The organism is [Clostridium] hylemonae DSM 15053, from assembly GCF_008281175.1.
Lineage (GTDB): Bacteria > Bacillota > Clostridia > Lachnospirales > Lachnospiraceae > Extibacter > Extibacter hylemonae.
This window is the reverse complement of record NZ_CP036524.1, coordinates 781,978-797,203: the sequence shown is the minus strand read 5'-3', so window position 1 is coordinate 797,203 and position 15,226 is coordinate 781,978. Positions and strand designations below refer to the sequence as shown.

The following is a 15,226-nucleotide window of genomic DNA, read 5'->3' as shown; positions in this document are numbered from 1 at the left end:
AGAATCTCTGTCATCATGTAACAATATTGAATGTATTGTTGCTTGATAAAACGTATAAATTCATTTACAATCGCATCATACAACACATTGTTGCATAATTCAAGTAAAAGGAGAGATACGAATGTCAGTTATAGAAGTCAGTAAATTGACAAAAGACTACGGACACGGCAGAGGTGTGTTCGATGTATCTGCTCACGTGGACGAAGGGGAGTGCCTGGGGTTTCTCGGGCCAAACGGCGCAGGCAAGAGTACCACCATCAGACATTTGATGGGGTTTTCTAAGCCACAGAGCGGGACTACAAGTATTGAAGGGAAAAACTGCTGGGAATGCTCGGCGGAGCTTCAGCGTGACGTCGGATATCTGCCCGGAGAGATCGCCTTTCCTTCCGGGATGACCGGAACGCAGTTTTTAAATATGCAAAAGAAGATGAGAGGTGTCACGGACACTTCTTATTTGGAAATGCTGCTGAAGAAGTTTGAACTGAACCCTGATATCGGATTAAAGCAGATGAGCCTCGGAACAAGACGTAAGCTGGCGGTCGTCACCGCATTTATGCACGACCCGAAAATATTGATCCTGGATGAACCAACTTCCGGTCTTGACCCTATTATGCAGGAGATCTTCATTGAATATATTCTGGAGGAAAAGAAAAGGGGCAAAACCATATTCCTGTCCTCTCATATCTTTCATGAGGTAGACGCTTCCTGTGACAGGATCGCGATCATCAGAGACGGCAGGATCGTATCGGAATTTGATCCGGAGGTGTTGAAAAAAGAAAGCGACAAGATATACAGAGTGACTTTCCACGATAAAAAACAATGGCAGGAGTTCACCTCTCATACGTATCATTTTACTTCCATAAACGAAAGAAAACTGCGTGCCAGGATCCAGCTGAAAAACAGTGAGATCACATCATTCCTTGCAGATATCTCCCGGTATCATATCATTGATTTCACAGAGTTCCCATTTTCACTGGAGGACTACTTTATGCAGTTTTATCATGAAGATAAAATATTCGAGGGGGTGAAGTGATGAACGATGTCATTATCAAAACAAACGGGCTGACAAAAGACTACGGCAAAGGACGCGGCATCTTTGATATAGATCTGGAGATCCGCAGGGGAGAAGTATTCGGCTTCGTCGGCACTAATGGTTCCGGCAAGACGACAACGATCCGCAATATGATGGGCTTTATCCGGCCTGACAGCGGAACTTTTGCTGTAAACGGCCTGGATTCCTGGAGCAGGTCGGCAGACATTATGAAAAACGTCAGCTATATCCCCGGAGAGATTGCGTTTCCCGCGCTGAAAACAGGCACTGAATTTCTGAAAACGCAGGCAAAATATCTCGGCGTTACGGACTTTAAATATATGAATCATATCATCGAACTGCTCCAGCTGGACCCTACGGCAAACTTAAAAAGAATGAGCAAGGGTATGAAGCAGAAGACTGCCATCGTCGCGGCCCTGATGGGAGAAAAAGAAGTTCTTGTACTCGACGAACCGACGACCGGACTGGATCCGCTCATGCGTGAAGCATTTCTGGAACTCATCCGTGAGGAAAAGCAGAAAGGCCATACCATCTTTATGTCCAGCCATATATTTGAGGAGATCGAAGCCGTATGTGACAGAGTGTCCATGATAAAAAACGGGCATATCATTGATACGACCTCGCTCTACAATCTGCGCCATCCGACAACGAAAAACTTCATCATTGAATTCGAGCAGCCGGCGCAGCAGCAGAAGTTTGTTGAAGCTGCTCCGTTCCCGGCTGCTGCCACAGATGCGAATACATGTAGCGTTCAATGCTCTGTGGAACAGTTGGACTTATTATTTAATACACTTAAAAATTACCAAATCGCATATTTACGTGAAATTCATCTCTCACTGCAGCAGCAGTTTATGAGAGCATACAAGGAGGGACTGACTCAAAATGGAAACAAATAAAAAAACAGCGCGGTATTTCTCAAAGCCTTTGATGGGGCAGACGATCAAGTCCAACTGGACCTTATGCCTCGCGATATTGTTTATCATGATACTATTAAGCAATGTTGTGAACTATGCCATGAGCATGATGGCAACGGAGAAATCCGATGTTGACGTCACAGAGTATCAGGAGAGCTTCTACACTTATCTCGGAGCGCTCGCAACTTATAATACCGCTGCACAGCAGGACCTGTCTTACGATGATTTTTCAAGCGGCGGCAATGAGGCCGCTTATGAGACGGCTTTTCAGATGCTGAACGCACAGTCTGATATGAACCTCAGCACAGAAGGCTTTCAGGAGGCGATCGACGGCCTGTCACAGTCCGATATCAGTCTCGATAAATATGTGAAGCAGTTTGAATATGTATATGCACTGAATCAGTCCAAAGGCGTGTTCGACAAAGAAGAACTGACGGTTTCAGGAATGCTTACGATCACGCTGGATATGATGGGCGTCTCCTCGGAGATGGTGGAAAAAATGAGCGAGATGAACCCCGCGTCAATGATGAATCATATGTATTATACCGCAATGGGCCTGCTTCCAATCTTTATACTTATCGTCATTTTGTCAAACTCTCTGATCGCAAACCAGGTGGACCGCGGCTCTATGGCGTATGTCCTGTCTACACCGACCAGACGATCGGCTGTCGCCATAACACAGATGGTGTTTATGCTTGTCGTTCCTCTTCTGATGATCGCCATTGTGTGCGCAACCCGTATAGGCACCACCTTTCTGTTCTATGATGAGGTGAACGTGCCCGGGATCCTTGCCCTGTTCGGCGGAATGTATATCCTGATCGAAGCAGTCTGCGGTCTGTGCTACATGGGAAGCTGTCTGTTCTCACAGAGCAAAAAAGCGATGGCTTTTGGCGGCGGGCTTGCGGTCTGGTTCTTCCTCGCTTCTATGATCGGTATGTTCGGGTCGGAAAATATGGTCAACACCGGTATGGGTGTGGAAGAGCTCAGCGTATTTAATAAGCTTACGCTGGTCGGATTGTATGATGTTGATTCTCTGGCGACCGTTGGGACCGGAAGTGTGGATACTGCTTTTGTGTGGAAGCTGCTGGTTTTGGCTGCAGTTGCTGCTGTGTGTTATGCGGTTGGGGCGGTTCGGTTTGCTAAGAAGGATCTGCCGCTGTAGGTTTTGGGTAGTGTTGTTGTGTGGAAATAGGAAATCCCGGGAGCTGGGTGGATGGGCGGCTCCCGGGATGGTTTTTATTGCTTGACGTTATTCGATTAAACCAAGTTTTACAATCATATAAAGAGTTTTCCAATTTCCTGAATCCTTCCCCACCGACTGTGGATTATTTCCCAGACTTCTACTTCTCTCTATCGTCGTTTCCACTAATTCTGGTCCTAAATCATCAATTACAATGAATGGATTTTTTCTCCATTCATACACACCATCTTCTTCCTTTATCAATGCTCTGAACGCTCCCAGTATTGGATATAAAAAACCCGTCGGAGTAGAGTAATCCATATCCTTATGATAAAATTTTGAACGAAATGGACAGCCATTCTTTGCCAGCGTAACACCTTTCACTGATCCATATTTTCCTGTCGGATTCTTTTCTTTATAGTATTTCGCCATATTTATTTCAATATGGTCATATAATTTGAATATATCCTTCATCAACGGCGCCATTTTTATATATGGATTAGGAAAATCCTCTCCATATTCTTTGTGCGCTTTTATATACAAATCAATGCATTTTTTCTTAGAACTATATGAAGAAGTTGGATATTTATCCATATCTGAATATATATCAATATTAAACATATTCAGAATCGCTAAAATATCTGCGACATCTATATTTCCTTCTTCATTCTCCTTGAAGAAAATATCTGTAGAGTAGGTTTCCCTTGAAATGGCTTTCTTTATAATATCAAATCTGTTTTCTAATTCAGCAATAGACTTATCCTGCACTTGCGTAGATGTATTTCTCGCTGCGGCAAGGCGCTGAAATATTCCCTCTACCCCCGTTAAAATCTCTAATTTTACAAATTGTTTTCCCGCATCAAGTTTATCCTGATTTTCCAGTATTATTTTATATGTATGCCCACCATCAATATCCCCGTGACACTCAAAATCCTCGAAAGACACCGTCATTTCATTATTGTAATTATTATATGACACCTCTGATGCTGAAATACATAATCCACGATTTAACAAATAAAAATCCAGATAATCTTCTCCCAATAAAGAGGCTTTGATTTTTTTTGGTATCCCAGTTGTTAATTTTTGTTCTCTTGGATTAGTTTCCATAGGTATGTCTTTAGGAATTTCCTTTACGTCACAAATTGCTATATACATCATTGCATCCTTAACCCCTTCATCCTTTGTTGCATAAGGATTTGGTATCTTTCTGAATGACTCCACCTTAATTTTCAGTTCTTTGCCCATAATTAAATTCTCCTTCAATATTATAATTGTATTTTGATACGTGGTACAACCACCATCTATATACAATTATAGTATAATTTTTCAATATGTCGACGCTATATATGACGTTTTGTGTTATACTGGTTAAATAGGAGAAATACTATGAAAATACGTTCAACTGACAATATAAATTTCTATTTTGGCAATAATCTACGTTTATATCGAGAAGCTAAAGGCTTATCACAATCCAATTTTGCAGAATTATGTAACATAAGCAGAGCATATTATGGCCGGATCGAACGTGGCGAGCATAGTATTACTTTAGATTTATGTTATAAAATATCTAATAACTTAGGAATTCATATTTCAGATCTGTTTAAAGACTTACCGGATTAAAACCTTCAGCTTTTTAGTTCTTATAATAATTTATTCTCTTTATGGGATGGATAAAATGCTTGATAAAGACTTAATTAATTTCAACAAAATTGCCTTTATTGGAACAAAATAAATAAGGCAGGTAATCCTATGGACTACCTGCTATATAAAATAAATTATATCCTTACGTATTACTCGAGCTCGGCAAATTGGACAATTCTATTAAACATATAAGTTTAATTTTCCATTACTTTTATGCCAATTTTTCACTTCAATTGTATAGATTATTTGTACTCACTTATTTTTCTGCCAAACTGTTGCCCTTGCATATATTTCGCCTTTATATCCAAATAGTATTTCTCCTTAGGTTTAAACTCCCTTTTGTCCAACCTATATATCCCCCAATTCATTTTTTAGACGTAATATGAGATTCTCCCTATTCTTTTTCTTTAATTCACATTCCCAAATCCGAATAACCGTCCACCCTCGTCGTTCAAACGACTCCGTTATTTCTTTATCGTGTTTCATATTGCGCTCACGCTTTTTCGTCCAATAATCAGCGTTGTTGGAAGGGCGGGTATTCCTGCAATCATGCCCATGCCAAAAGCAACCGTCAACAAATATGGCAATCTTCTTGTCAAGAAAGATAAAATCAGGATGCCCCTTTACTGGATAATTACGTTTCCAACCTCCAATACCATTTTCTTTGAAAATCTGTATTAGCTTTAATTCCGTAGATTTATTATTTTTTGAGCGCACCTTACTCATAATCTCGGAACGCTTTTTATCGTCAAATACATCCGTCATTTTTCTATCTCTCTATATGGTCGGAAACAACCTGATACCAACTACTATCAAAATTTACGGCTCTTAAAATGGTTTCTTTATCAACTTTTTCAGGCTTTCTTACGGAAATATGCAAGCGCTTATCAGGAATATCCTCAATAATTGTAAACTGGCTACCACTAGGTTGCCATGTGAATTTGTGTTTTCCAGTTGATTTTTCATAACCCTCTAAATTCATTCTCATATTCCACTCAAAATGATATAACTCAGGGTCGTATCTTATCGTATCAAACTCAAATACTAAAAAATCTTTATAATCCTTTGATTTTACCAAAACTACGGTACGAACAAATTTAAAGACCTGTCTTACCGCTGAAACACGCTCGTTCCATATATCGAGAACTAATCTTCCAATTTCATTTGGATCCTCGCTTGTTATACTGTCAACTCCGTAACTGTATGTAGGCGAATTGCGTCCTGAAATCAACCTTACCGTCTGCTGCTTTTCAATGTTGGTTGAGCCGAAAACGGTTTTTGCGCCCCAACAACAATTATCTAAAACAACATCGTCCAAACCCACGTTAGACGGCTTCCATTCTGCTCCGACGCACTCCGCAAATATCTGTTCCCACTCGTTACCCTCTAACGACATTGACGATTTTGTCGCAATCATATACACAATCTCTTTCGCCAGAGTATCGATGAACTTTGCAGGAAATTTATTTAAATCAAACGGCGCAACGGCTTTATTAACAGTTCTTAATCTTGGTTCTCTCATGGTATCCCTCCGTACATAGACTCATACAAGATATAGTCTACCACAATTTTCACCAAAATTCTATGTTTTTGTATAGCACTTAAAACGCCAACGGCAAAAATCTTTCAATAACTTTCGCCACCATATCAACGGGTATTGCGTTCCCCGCCTGCTTTCTAGTCTGCGTATCGGACACAACCATCTTAAAACTATCGGGAAAGCCTTGCAGACGCAACATTTCCCTCGGTGATAATCTTCTTTCTCCGTTTACCAAAAGATAGTTATAACTTGCCCCTGCTCTTAAAGCACAGCTATACGGGTAGGAGGATATATTCCCCGATTTATTTTCATGCCAAATCGACGGATATATGGACGCCGTATGCTTTGCCTTCCTCTTTGCAACTATTTCAGGAGATGCATAATGCTTTTTATCTATATCTTTTTCAAGAATATCGTCCAGCGTTTTCTTTTTCTCTACATTAAACGTCCAATCCATTAGGAATGGTTTTTTAGAGCCTATAATAATAATTCTCTCTCTTTTCTGGGGCAATCCAAAATCAAGAGCGTTTAGCAATTTATAATCCACATGATAACCAAGTTCATCTCGCAAGACTTCCAAAATAGTTTTCAGCGTTTTTCCATTATCGTGACTTGCAAGATTTTTGACGTTTTCAAGAACAAAAGCCTGCGGCTGTTTTTCTTTTATAATTCTCGCTATATCAAAGAAAAGCGTTCCTTTTGTATTATCGGCAAATCCTTTTTGTAAACCACAAATTGAAAACGCCTGACATGGAAAACCACCGAACAGAATATCAAAATCAGGTATTTCAGACGCTTCAATTTTTGTAATATCTCCCATCGGTCTTTCTCCGAAATTCGCTTCGTAACTTACCTGGGCATATTTATCTATATCGCTGCTAAAAACACATTTACCCTCTAAATCTAATTTATCAAACGCATATTGAGAGGCGTATCTAAAACCGCCTATTCCGCAAAATAAGTCTATGTAACGTATAGGTTTCGGATATGCTATTGTTTCTACTGAAGATAAATCCAAAAAAATTTTATCAACGGACACTCCCAACGCTCCGCCAATCCTCATTGCAATAGATATAGACGGAGTAGCGTTTTGACACTCTATCATGGAAAGATATTTGCGGCTAATTTCTATATATCTTGCGAGCGTTTCTTGCGACATTCCTCTTTCTTTACGAATTTCTTTTACTCTGTTCATTTAAGCGTTTTCTCCTTTTTTGAGAACTTTTTTACACAAAATATTATAATTCGCTTTTTATCATTTGTCTATCCCCATTTTAAATTTTTTCTAATTTATAACGTAGCGGGGAACTCCCGCTACCAACTCATACCTACCAAACCATCTCACGTTCCACAACTTTCCCCACACGCCCTAATATTAGTCATTCTTCCAATCCACTCAAGCTGATTTCTTCTTTCAGCCGTTCCGTTACTTCCTACTTGTCGGCATATTTCTTTACCAACTAATGGAACATATCCACCGCCTGTTCGTCAATATTAGTAAGGTATGAATGAAGCCTGCCATTTGTCAGCAGATTAAGTTAAACAAGTCGCTTATGCTCTTTGAGATAAAACAAATACCTCTATCCTACACAATCCTATCGTCTTTTCTTCTTCGGCTTGTAATACAAGGCAAAGAATAGTGGCCTTTCTTCTCATGCCAAAGCCCGTTTCTTTCATCAAAAATCATTTTTTCTATCGCCCCCACCAATTAATCCATCTATCTGTCCCCAAGTTGGAAAACCTCTTTTTCTCGTTCCTGCTTTTTATAATCTAGAACGGACAAATGTTTTTCATGCCTTAATGCTACCACTCTATACCATGACATTCCATAACAGCAGCAAGCTACTCTTTTTCAAACTATACCTAATGATTCTATTCCGTTTTGCTGCGAGAACCGCCCTTTAATCCCTACGCCACTAACGGCTGTTTCAGAGATACCCTGGTATCTAATGCATCACGGAAAATCTGACCGCCAAAGCACAGGTACTATCCCAGTTGCAGAAAATCAAAAAAACGCTGCCTAATTTCACATCATACGAGAACAACGACATTATCTACTATAATCCGGTAGATCATACAAAATAGCAGTAAGCCGAGCGCAATTTGATATTGAAATGAAAGCGAACGGAATGGATCCGCAGCTGTAGTTTACGGAAATGATATATCAAGGCTATCTGGAATTAAACAAGAAAGCCGTATATTGTTTTGCCTCGCACGGCATGCCTGTAAAATTCTTATAATTTTTATGTCCTGTAATTGTAGCACCACAGTGCCAACAAAAACAACGGAAAACCCAGTATATATAAGGCTTCCCGTATGTTTTCCCTATTCATACTCGACAATTACTAATCAATTTTGTTTAGATATTAATAATTGTTGTGTTTATAGTTCTTTTGATTGTTTGATTTATCCATATTATCCTACCTATATGGGCTAATGTTATCATTTTGCTATCGGCATTGATAACACACACTCTAAAGCTGTAGATAATAAAACACAGTATTAGTTATCTTTTTTTAGTCAAATCATAACCTTCCGCATCATTTTCACTTTTGTCATACGCATTGTTTATATACTTGGTAGGATTACTTAAGAAAGTTTCTTCATCAACATATGCAATATAGGAGCCCGTCAATGCATTTACTGTTTTACATACATCACAACTATATTTTTTCGGATTTTGATTAAATCGATTATTGTTAATAATATCATAGACTTTAGATTCCTCATATGTGGTGGAAGAACAACCATCATCATTTATATGTGTACTTTTAAACCAACTATAACCACTATTATATTTCATAATTACACCAACAACTCCATTGGTATGAGATGTTCTACCTTTTCTTGTATTATCTTTCAAACAATATTCTATTTCCCAATCAATCCACTTACTATTTTTCATATTAGGCGAAATAATCACTATTGTAACTGATGTATCATACATCATATCTCTTAAATTCTTTTTTATATTTTCTGTTGAGGTATCTGTCAAATCAGGAGAATCACTTGTTTCGCCTTTATAGTATGTTGCATCATCGTCAAGTGCTTCAATAATATCATCTCTCAATCTTTGAGCTTCGTCATATTTATAAGAAATAAATGTTTTATGCGCCATTTTAACTCCTCTTTATCTTTTGTTAAACCAGTCAGCAGAAGGTGTAATATAATTTATATCGTCCATTCCACGGGTACAAATATAATAATATTTCGAAACTAGTCTACTATCTCTGTAGTTTTCAGTTCCATTATAATGAGCAATGTACGGATAGATTGTCATATATTCAAATCCCTTATATTGATTATCAATTGTTTTAATATCAAAATCTCATCCCTTTCTCCTTTATAAATTTTGTCGGTCGAATCTAACTTTCCCTCAAACTATTCAACATATCTCTAACTGTTGATTTTCTCTAGATGTCAAATTTTCAACTTGATCATCTGCATATTTAATAAGATACAAAAATTCTTTTCCTAAATTATTCACCTCTCCAATATTCATATATAAAATTATACTATCCTCTTAGCTTTTAAAATCTCTGTCACAGCACCTAAAATCTTATCTATATCCGTTTCTGTTCCAAGAATATCCAGATATTTTTCAAGATATGGGAAATCTGCCTTGTTTTCCTTCATTTCATGATAAATGATTTCAGCCGCATCTCCCGTACTCCCGATTGGTATAATCACACATTTATTTTTCTTAGCAATTTCATATTCTTGCAAACATCCATCTGCTATTGACTTTTTACCGTCAGCCTTCTTATTACCTAGCATAAATATGACTACACCATTCTCTTTTATAATATTTTCTCTATACTTCTTCCATTTTGATTTACATTCTTCTGCATCTACTATTCCTTGTGGAAATGGGCGCAAGCACAAATGTTCAGATATATGCTTATATCTACTACTATAAATTTCGTCTAACGCACCATTTATAACCGCTGAACCTATGCCTAGTCCAAAACCAGATGTTATCCTAAACTCTTCTTTCACAAGTTGATTTGCCAATTTATATGCTAATTCTTCAACCTTTGTTTTTTCCCAAACACCCTCGAAAAAATCTGCACTACCAGAAATAAAAATGTTATTTGCCAAAACTGCACTTTCTAATTCTCTTAATATTTCTGTAATCTCCGAATAATCGTCAATAAAAACTGTTTGAATACCATATCGTTTCAAGTCTTCCTCTCTTAAATCCTGTCTTGCTTTTTGATAGCCAAAACTTTCATCATCCATTGTATCTGTTCGATTTACTCTTTTCACAAAACAATAATGATTCCTAATATTTTCATCTAGCAATAACCTGATTTGTCCAAGTATACTATCTAGATTTGGATCTTCAAAACTGAAACCTATAAAAACGAATGTTTTCGATATCAAATCACCCTGCAATACGCTTCTGAAAAATGGATAATTCCTTTCATACTGAGCATAATCGTCTTTAGTCAAAACTGCATCAGCGGCATGATCTACATCACCATGCATTTTATATACTACAGCATCTCGATCTCTTTTTGTATTAGACAATTGTTTATAATCTATCTTAACATCTGAATTACGATTAGCATCATGAAGTCCTTCCTCAATAAGATGGTCATAATTAGTTGTCCAATACGTATAAATCGGTAACCTTGTAAGAATAGAAACATTTTCATTCCTTGCAACATCTTTTCCATAAGCATCAAGTATAGTTGAATTAATAGCCGCACGATTTCCCGATTTATTTCTCACATACTGAGCAACAGCCGTGAGATCATACTCATCATCAATATTCAATCCTATATCTTCTGCTAAAGGACGAAGGAGTTCTTTCCACACAACAAATCCCGAAGATCGTGATAACCCTGCTCCTGCAAACACGGCTGCATTTCCATCTCTAATTGCCTTTATATAATCTCGAAGAAATTGTTTTTTTGTCGCCATATAACCCCTTCCTCTCTTACTTATTTTTATATATCTTAAATAAGGTTTTGTTTCAATGCAGTAACAGTTTCTTGATTCTTTTTTAAACGTTCTAATTGCCATATGCCTTATCTCTCAATATCTTCAAACGTTCCAATTAGGCACTTCTTGTCTTATTAAATCGGCATTTGCATCTTCTAGATTGATAAGTACAACTAACTGTTACGCCGATGCAAAATCTCTAATATTAGCTATCTTTACACTTATCCCTTTTTCATTTCTCCACTGTGCCGCTGTCTTTCCAAACAATGCCATATTAAAAATATCTGCATCCGAAACGTATGTATATGCCATCTCCTGTGGAGATAATATGGGTGTTGTTAGAAATTCCTTTACCGCATATGTGGGAATACAATAATTTATTTTTGAAAGTTCCCTCTTAAAATTCCAACCAATTGCAAGTCTACTTGCTTCATCTTTCTTTAATCGCTGATAATGCTTAATAATATAGAGTTTAAATTCTGGGGAAATCCATGAGGCAAACTCAAATGCTATTTCTGTATGAACATAAGTACCACCATATCTACCTGATTTTGATGTAATACCTATGCATTCGTTGCTATTATCCATTGTTAAAGCGTTAAATTAAACGCATGATTTGGATTCTTGTATTTCGCTATGTCAGTCAAAGAAATATACGCATTTTTATTCACAACATTACCTATCACCAGACTTCTGTTCCATTATCATCAATCCTCATATTTTCATTTATTCTTAACCTCCCCTCACAGACAATTTTCTTTAATAATATGCTCGTAAACTTAATGCGCTTTCAAACATATGTTCTATTTCTATTTTATCAGAAGATATAATACTTTGCAATATAAAGATTGTAAATATGGCAGGCAATCTCATAGACTACCTGCCATTCAAGACAATTCATATAAAAATACTTTTACTCGAACTCGGCGTGTCCTTTGTTGTAATTAATTATATTTGCTTAAGTTTTCTGCAAATACACGCCGTTCTTTACTTCAATTACATCATTTATTCTGGCTTACTGATTTTCTGTTTCCAAAATGTTACTGCTATATGCTTCTTCTTTACTGATTTAATTTATTCATAATATCTTTACCTAAATCTGTCATTTCAATCATTTCAATATTGTCTTTCCCAACAAAACTATTTATTAATCCTAATTGTTCATATTTATTTCTAACAATTAGTGCATCTTGAGTATCTACATAATATCCTGACACAAATCCACTTACTGCCTCCTGAAACTCTGATAGTTTTTTAATACCAGTAATTCTCAATGAAACAAATTGATACAGCTTATCGAGTGTCGTAACCACGTTTTTCTCATGAATTACAGTATCCTTTGTAAAAACATAAACTCGTTCTGTATAGTGCAAGGTTATCTCCTTACCATAAAATATACCATTAAAATCTATTGGCTTATTGTCATGTAACTCTACGCCCTTTCGTAAATCTTCATTTTCTTTTCTCAACAAATCAATTTCTTTTAATAATCTTTCCCTTTCCACATCATTTCCTCTATGCCATCCGGGACGCTTTATTTCGTTTTTCGCCTGCATAATTGCAATCGCAACTTTTCCCATTAATTCTGATTGATCTCTCCAAATACTTGCCAATCTATTTCTCATAGCCTTACTTTTAAATTCAGCCAATTTTCCTCTTTTTATATCATCTTTTTCCTTTTTTTCATTATCAATTTCTACCGAATCATCCAATACAAACACAAGAACAGGAATTCCTTTATCTATTGCATAGTTATATTCCATCTCAGTATAACTAATCCCTGTTGTCTCATTCACTGACCCATAGCGTCGCCCCAAAATCAGGACATAATAATCACATAAATCAATTACTTTTTTTATGACATTAAACTGTTCGTCATCTGTTGCAACAAAATTTTCCATCCCCGCTGGAATGCAATCTGCCATAAGCAAAATATCTAGCACTTGCTTTCGCTCGTTCATCAAATCAGAATATGTAGAACTTATAAAAACTTGATACTTTATGTTCTCCATTAATTTTATCCTTTCTTAAATGTAAAGTTAACAACAAAACAATTTAATAATATCTATATTTAGAAACAACACATATATAGCAGGCAACCTTATAGACTACCTGCCATATAAAATAAATCATATGAAATTTCTCTTATTCAAACTCGCAAAATCAAAATTGATTCTATACAATTTTGTATAGGTGGGTTGGCTCTATTTGATTTTATTTTTCTCCAACTGTCTTGTTTCTATGTACTATACGCACTAGTGTTATCATTGCATTGTTATCAATAATTCGTGCTATAAGCATCTGCAACATTTTATGTTTTATTTTACGCAATTATAAATTGCTCCACCTACCTTTAAAGTATAATTTCGTATATCAACTACATCTTGGGCATAAATGTCTTGTCGTCTTGAAAGTGCATCCGTGTAATCACTCTCATGAACAATTTGGTTTCGACGAATGACTGCATTTTTCAAAAAAGTCACGCAGTCTTTTTTATTCATGCATATCAACCCTGAAATCTTTCCCCATTTATCGTTTTCATTCCAGATATAAGACAACGCATCTGCAACTTTGACCGGATCTTGAAACGCCAAAAAGCTATGTTTAAGTATTACTCTTTGCTCAAATACTGTACTTGCTATTAAAGGATTGTTAATTATATTTTCATATGTTTGGTAATCTATTTGGAAATCATTAAATTTTGGTGTAGAAATCCTATTTCCCTGAAATATCTCAACCATTCCTATTCGTACAATATCATGAACAAATTTATCAAACACTGAAATGCACTGAATCCATTGCCATCTTAATAAGTCGCTTGTATCAACAGGAGCTTTCATCGTATTCTCTATATATTCATACAGAACTCCAACATTCTGCGTGTTATTTACCAAATCGGTAAATCTTTTATATGCAATCAACATTACACTAACTCCATAATCACTTTAACAATTTTTTTATACATATCATTAAAAAGTTCCCTTTTTTCTTCCATACTGTCATATACATTTCCCACCGTTCCCATATCCTCTTTTGATAAATCAAATACCGGAAGCATAGCTTCATTAGCCTTTTGTATTAACGCGCCAAACTCAGGGATTTCTCCAAGACATCTATCTGTGAGTACACCAGCTTGAATCAAGGATGATATGTCATATACCATGTCATATTTTTCTAGTTCACGTACAAATTCTGTTTCTATATAAGTCTTAATTTCAGTTATTTTGCCAGTATATGGCTTTGCTGCCTTATGATTTCTCAAATTAAATCTCTGGATGATTTCTCCTATAAATTTCATCTCACATTCCGGCAATGGATATGCAGAATCCTTAAACATTTCTTTTGCCTGTAATGCCCATCTTTTCCATTTTGGCAATGTCTGTTTTAAAGTTTTTAGTGCCATCGTTGAAAAAGGATCAGGGTTTGCAGGTACAATAAATGCATCTGCATATGAAAAGAAAGTCTGATTGATTGCACTTAGTCCCGGATTCATATCTATAAATACATAGTCAATCCCGTATTTTTCACAGCATTTTTTTATCAGCTCATAAAAAGAACCCGGCAAATTTTGCAATGTTACTATTGCGTTATTACTGTTTAAAGCAAGACTTAATGACGATTCATATTCCGATAAATCCATATGTCCAGGTATTATATATAAATTTGGATTTTTAATGTGAATAGGACACTCTATTGCCTCAATAGGCTGGGGTCTTCCAGTAAATGCAACTTTTACTGCATCTTTCAAATTCATATTTTTTGTAGCTTCATTAACATAATATTCATCAAATGTTTCACCCAAAAACATTCCTGTCAAATTGCATTGTGAATCTCCATCTACTAATAAAACTTTTTTACCTTGTTGAGATAGCTTCCATGCTAAATGAAAGGTTGTTGTTGTTTTACTAACCCCACCTTTATGATTAAACAACTCTACTATTTTTGCCATA

General features: G+C 36.5%; 14 protein-coding genes. 4 read left to right on the top strand and 10 right to left on the bottom strand.

The window, feature by feature from the left end; all coding sequences use genetic code 11:
- Positions 1–121 precede the first annotated feature (121 nt).
- Genes LAJLEIBI_RS03645 through LAJLEIBI_RS03635 form a run of 3 tightly spaced genes read left to right on the top strand, consistent with a single transcriptional unit; the run spans position 122 to position 3,127 of the window.
- The gene (locus tag LAJLEIBI_RS03645) at positions 122–1,033 is read left to right on the top strand and encodes an ABC transporter ATP-binding protein (RefSeq protein ID WP_006444903.1); all 912 of its coding nucleotides are present in this window, start codon (positions 122–124) and stop codon (positions 1,031–1,033) included.
- A complete protein-coding gene (locus LAJLEIBI_RS03640) occupies positions 1,033–1,947 on the top strand; it encodes an ABC transporter ATP-binding protein (RefSeq protein WP_006444902.1) in 915 nt (304 codons plus the stop codon). The genes LAJLEIBI_RS03645 and LAJLEIBI_RS03640 overlap by 1 nt, the downstream gene beginning before the upstream one ends.
- Positions 1,934–3,127, top strand: coding sequence for an ABC transporter permease (locus tag LAJLEIBI_RS03635; RefSeq protein WP_006444901.1), 1,194 nt, complete (start codon positions 1,934–1,936; stop codon positions 3,125–3,127). Before LAJLEIBI_RS03640 ends, LAJLEIBI_RS03635 begins: the two co-directional genes overlap by 14 nt.
- An 87-nt stretch (positions 3,128–3,214) precedes the next feature.
- On the opposite strand, the gene LAJLEIBI_RS03630 is transcribed toward LAJLEIBI_RS03635, so the two are convergent.
- Positions 3,215–4,390, bottom strand: coding sequence for an AIPR family protein (locus tag LAJLEIBI_RS03630; protein WP_006444900.1), 1,176 nt, complete (start codon positions 4,388–4,390; stop codon positions 3,215–3,217).
- Between the two features lie 141 nt (positions 4,391–4,531).
- On the opposite strand from LAJLEIBI_RS03630, the gene LAJLEIBI_RS03625 reads away from it, so the two are divergent.
- Positions 4,532–4,765, top strand: coding sequence for a helix-turn-helix transcriptional regulator (locus LAJLEIBI_RS03625; RefSeq protein ID WP_083790661.1), 234 nt, complete (start codon positions 4,532–4,534; stop codon positions 4,763–4,765).
- Between the two features lie 369 nt (positions 4,766–5,134).
- On the opposite strand, the gene LAJLEIBI_RS03620 is transcribed toward LAJLEIBI_RS03625, so the two are convergent.
- From LAJLEIBI_RS03620 to LAJLEIBI_RS03570, 9 genes are all read right to left on the bottom strand, one after another.
- Entirely contained in the window at positions 5,135–5,551 is a 417-nt protein-coding gene (locus tag LAJLEIBI_RS03620; RefSeq protein ID WP_006444898.1) for a very short patch repair endonuclease, read from the bottom strand.
- A gap of 4 nt (positions 5,552–5,555) precedes the next feature.
- The gene (locus tag LAJLEIBI_RS03615) at positions 5,556–6,308 is read right to left on the bottom strand and encodes a hypothetical protein (RefSeq protein ID WP_006444897.1); all 753 of its coding nucleotides are present in this window, start codon (positions 6,306–6,308) and stop codon (positions 5,556–5,558) included.
- Between the two features lie 79 nt (positions 6,309–6,387).
- Positions 6,388–7,521, bottom strand: coding sequence for a DNA (cytosine-5-)-methyltransferase (dcm, locus tag LAJLEIBI_RS03610; RefSeq protein WP_006444896.1), 1,134 nt, complete (start codon positions 7,519–7,521; stop codon positions 6,388–6,390).
- A 1,311-nt stretch (positions 7,522–8,832) separates the two neighbouring features.
- Positions 8,833–9,444, bottom strand: a complete 612-nt coding sequence (locus LAJLEIBI_RS03595; protein ID WP_006444894.1) for a TIR domain-containing protein — start codon at positions 9,442–9,444, stop codon at positions 8,833–8,835.
- Between the two features lie 392 nt (positions 9,445–9,836).
- Positions 9,837–11,255, bottom strand: coding sequence for an SIR2 family protein (locus LAJLEIBI_RS03590; RefSeq protein ID WP_006444893.1), 1,419 nt, complete (start codon positions 11,253–11,255; stop codon positions 9,837–9,839).
- Positions 11,256–11,456: 201 nt separating this feature from the next.
- Positions 11,457–11,864, bottom strand: coding sequence for a KilA-N domain-containing protein (locus tag LAJLEIBI_RS18890; RefSeq protein WP_006444892.1), 408 nt, complete (start codon positions 11,862–11,864; stop codon positions 11,457–11,459).
- Between the two features lie 473 nt (positions 11,865–12,337).
- A complete protein-coding gene (locus tag LAJLEIBI_RS03580; protein ID WP_006444891.1) occupies positions 12,338–13,288 on the bottom strand; it encodes a DUF4062 domain-containing protein in 951 nt (316 codons plus the stop codon).
- Positions 13,289–13,594: 306 nt separating this feature from the next.
- Entirely contained in the window at positions 13,595–14,200 is a 606-nt protein-coding gene (locus LAJLEIBI_RS03575; protein WP_006444890.1) for a HEPN domain-containing protein, read from the bottom strand.
- Positions 14,200–15,225: a ParA family protein gene (locus tag LAJLEIBI_RS03570; RefSeq protein ID WP_006444889.1), complete on the bottom strand. Its 1,026-nt coding sequence runs from the start codon at positions 15,223–15,225 to the stop codon at positions 14,200–14,202. The genes LAJLEIBI_RS03575 and LAJLEIBI_RS03570 overlap by 1 nt, the downstream gene beginning before the upstream one ends.
- Between the last annotated feature and the right edge of the window lies 1 nt (position 15,226).

Coding starts and splice junctions, on each gene's coding strand:
- LAJLEIBI_RS03595 (WP_006444894.1), bottom strand. CDS start 9,444: ATGGCGCATAAAACATTTATTTCTTATAAATATGACGAAGCTCAAAGA.
- LAJLEIBI_RS03640 (WP_006444902.1), top strand. CDS start 1,033: ATGAACGATGTCATTATCAAAACAAACGGGCTGACAAAAGACTACGGC.
- LAJLEIBI_RS18890 (WP_006444892.1), bottom strand. CDS start 11,864: ATGGATAATAGCAACGAATGCATAGGTATTACATCAAAATCAGGTAGA.
- LAJLEIBI_RS03630 (WP_006444900.1), bottom strand. CDS start 4,390: ATGGGCAAAGAACTGAAAATTAAGGTGGAGTCATTCAGAAAGATACCA.
- LAJLEIBI_RS03645 (WP_006444903.1), top strand. CDS start 122: ATGTCAGTTATAGAAGTCAGTAAATTGACAAAAGACTACGGACACGGC.
- LAJLEIBI_RS03570 (WP_006444889.1), bottom strand. CDS start 15,225: ATGGCAAAAATAGTAGAGTTGTTTAATCATAAAGGTGGGGTTAGTAAA.
- LAJLEIBI_RS03635 (WP_006444901.1), top strand. CDS start 1,934: ATGGAAACAAATAAAAAAACAGCGCGGTATTTCTCAAAGCCTTTGATG.
- dcm (WP_006444896.1), bottom strand. CDS start 7,521: ATGAACAGAGTAAAAGAAATTCGTAAAGAAAGAGGAATGTCGCAAGAA.
- LAJLEIBI_RS03620 (WP_006444898.1), bottom strand. CDS start 5,551: ATGACGGATGTATTTGACGATAAAAAGCGTTCCGAGATTATGAGTAAG.
- LAJLEIBI_RS03580 (WP_006444891.1), bottom strand. CDS start 13,288: ATGGAGAACATAAAGTATCAAGTTTTTATAAGTTCTACATATTCTGAT.
- LAJLEIBI_RS03575 (WP_006444890.1), bottom strand. CDS start 14,200: ATGTTGATTGCATATAAAAGATTTACCGATTTGGTAAATAACACGCAG.
- LAJLEIBI_RS03625 (WP_083790661.1), top strand. CDS start 4,532: ATGAAAATACGTTCAACTGACAATATAAATTTCTATTTTGGCAATAAT.
- LAJLEIBI_RS03615 (WP_006444897.1), bottom strand. CDS start 6,308: ATGAGAGAACCAAGATTAAGAACTGTTAATAAAGCCGTTGCGCCGTTT.
- LAJLEIBI_RS03590 (WP_006444893.1), bottom strand. CDS start 11,255: ATGGCGACAAAAAAACAATTTCTTCGAGATTATATAAAGGCAATTAGA.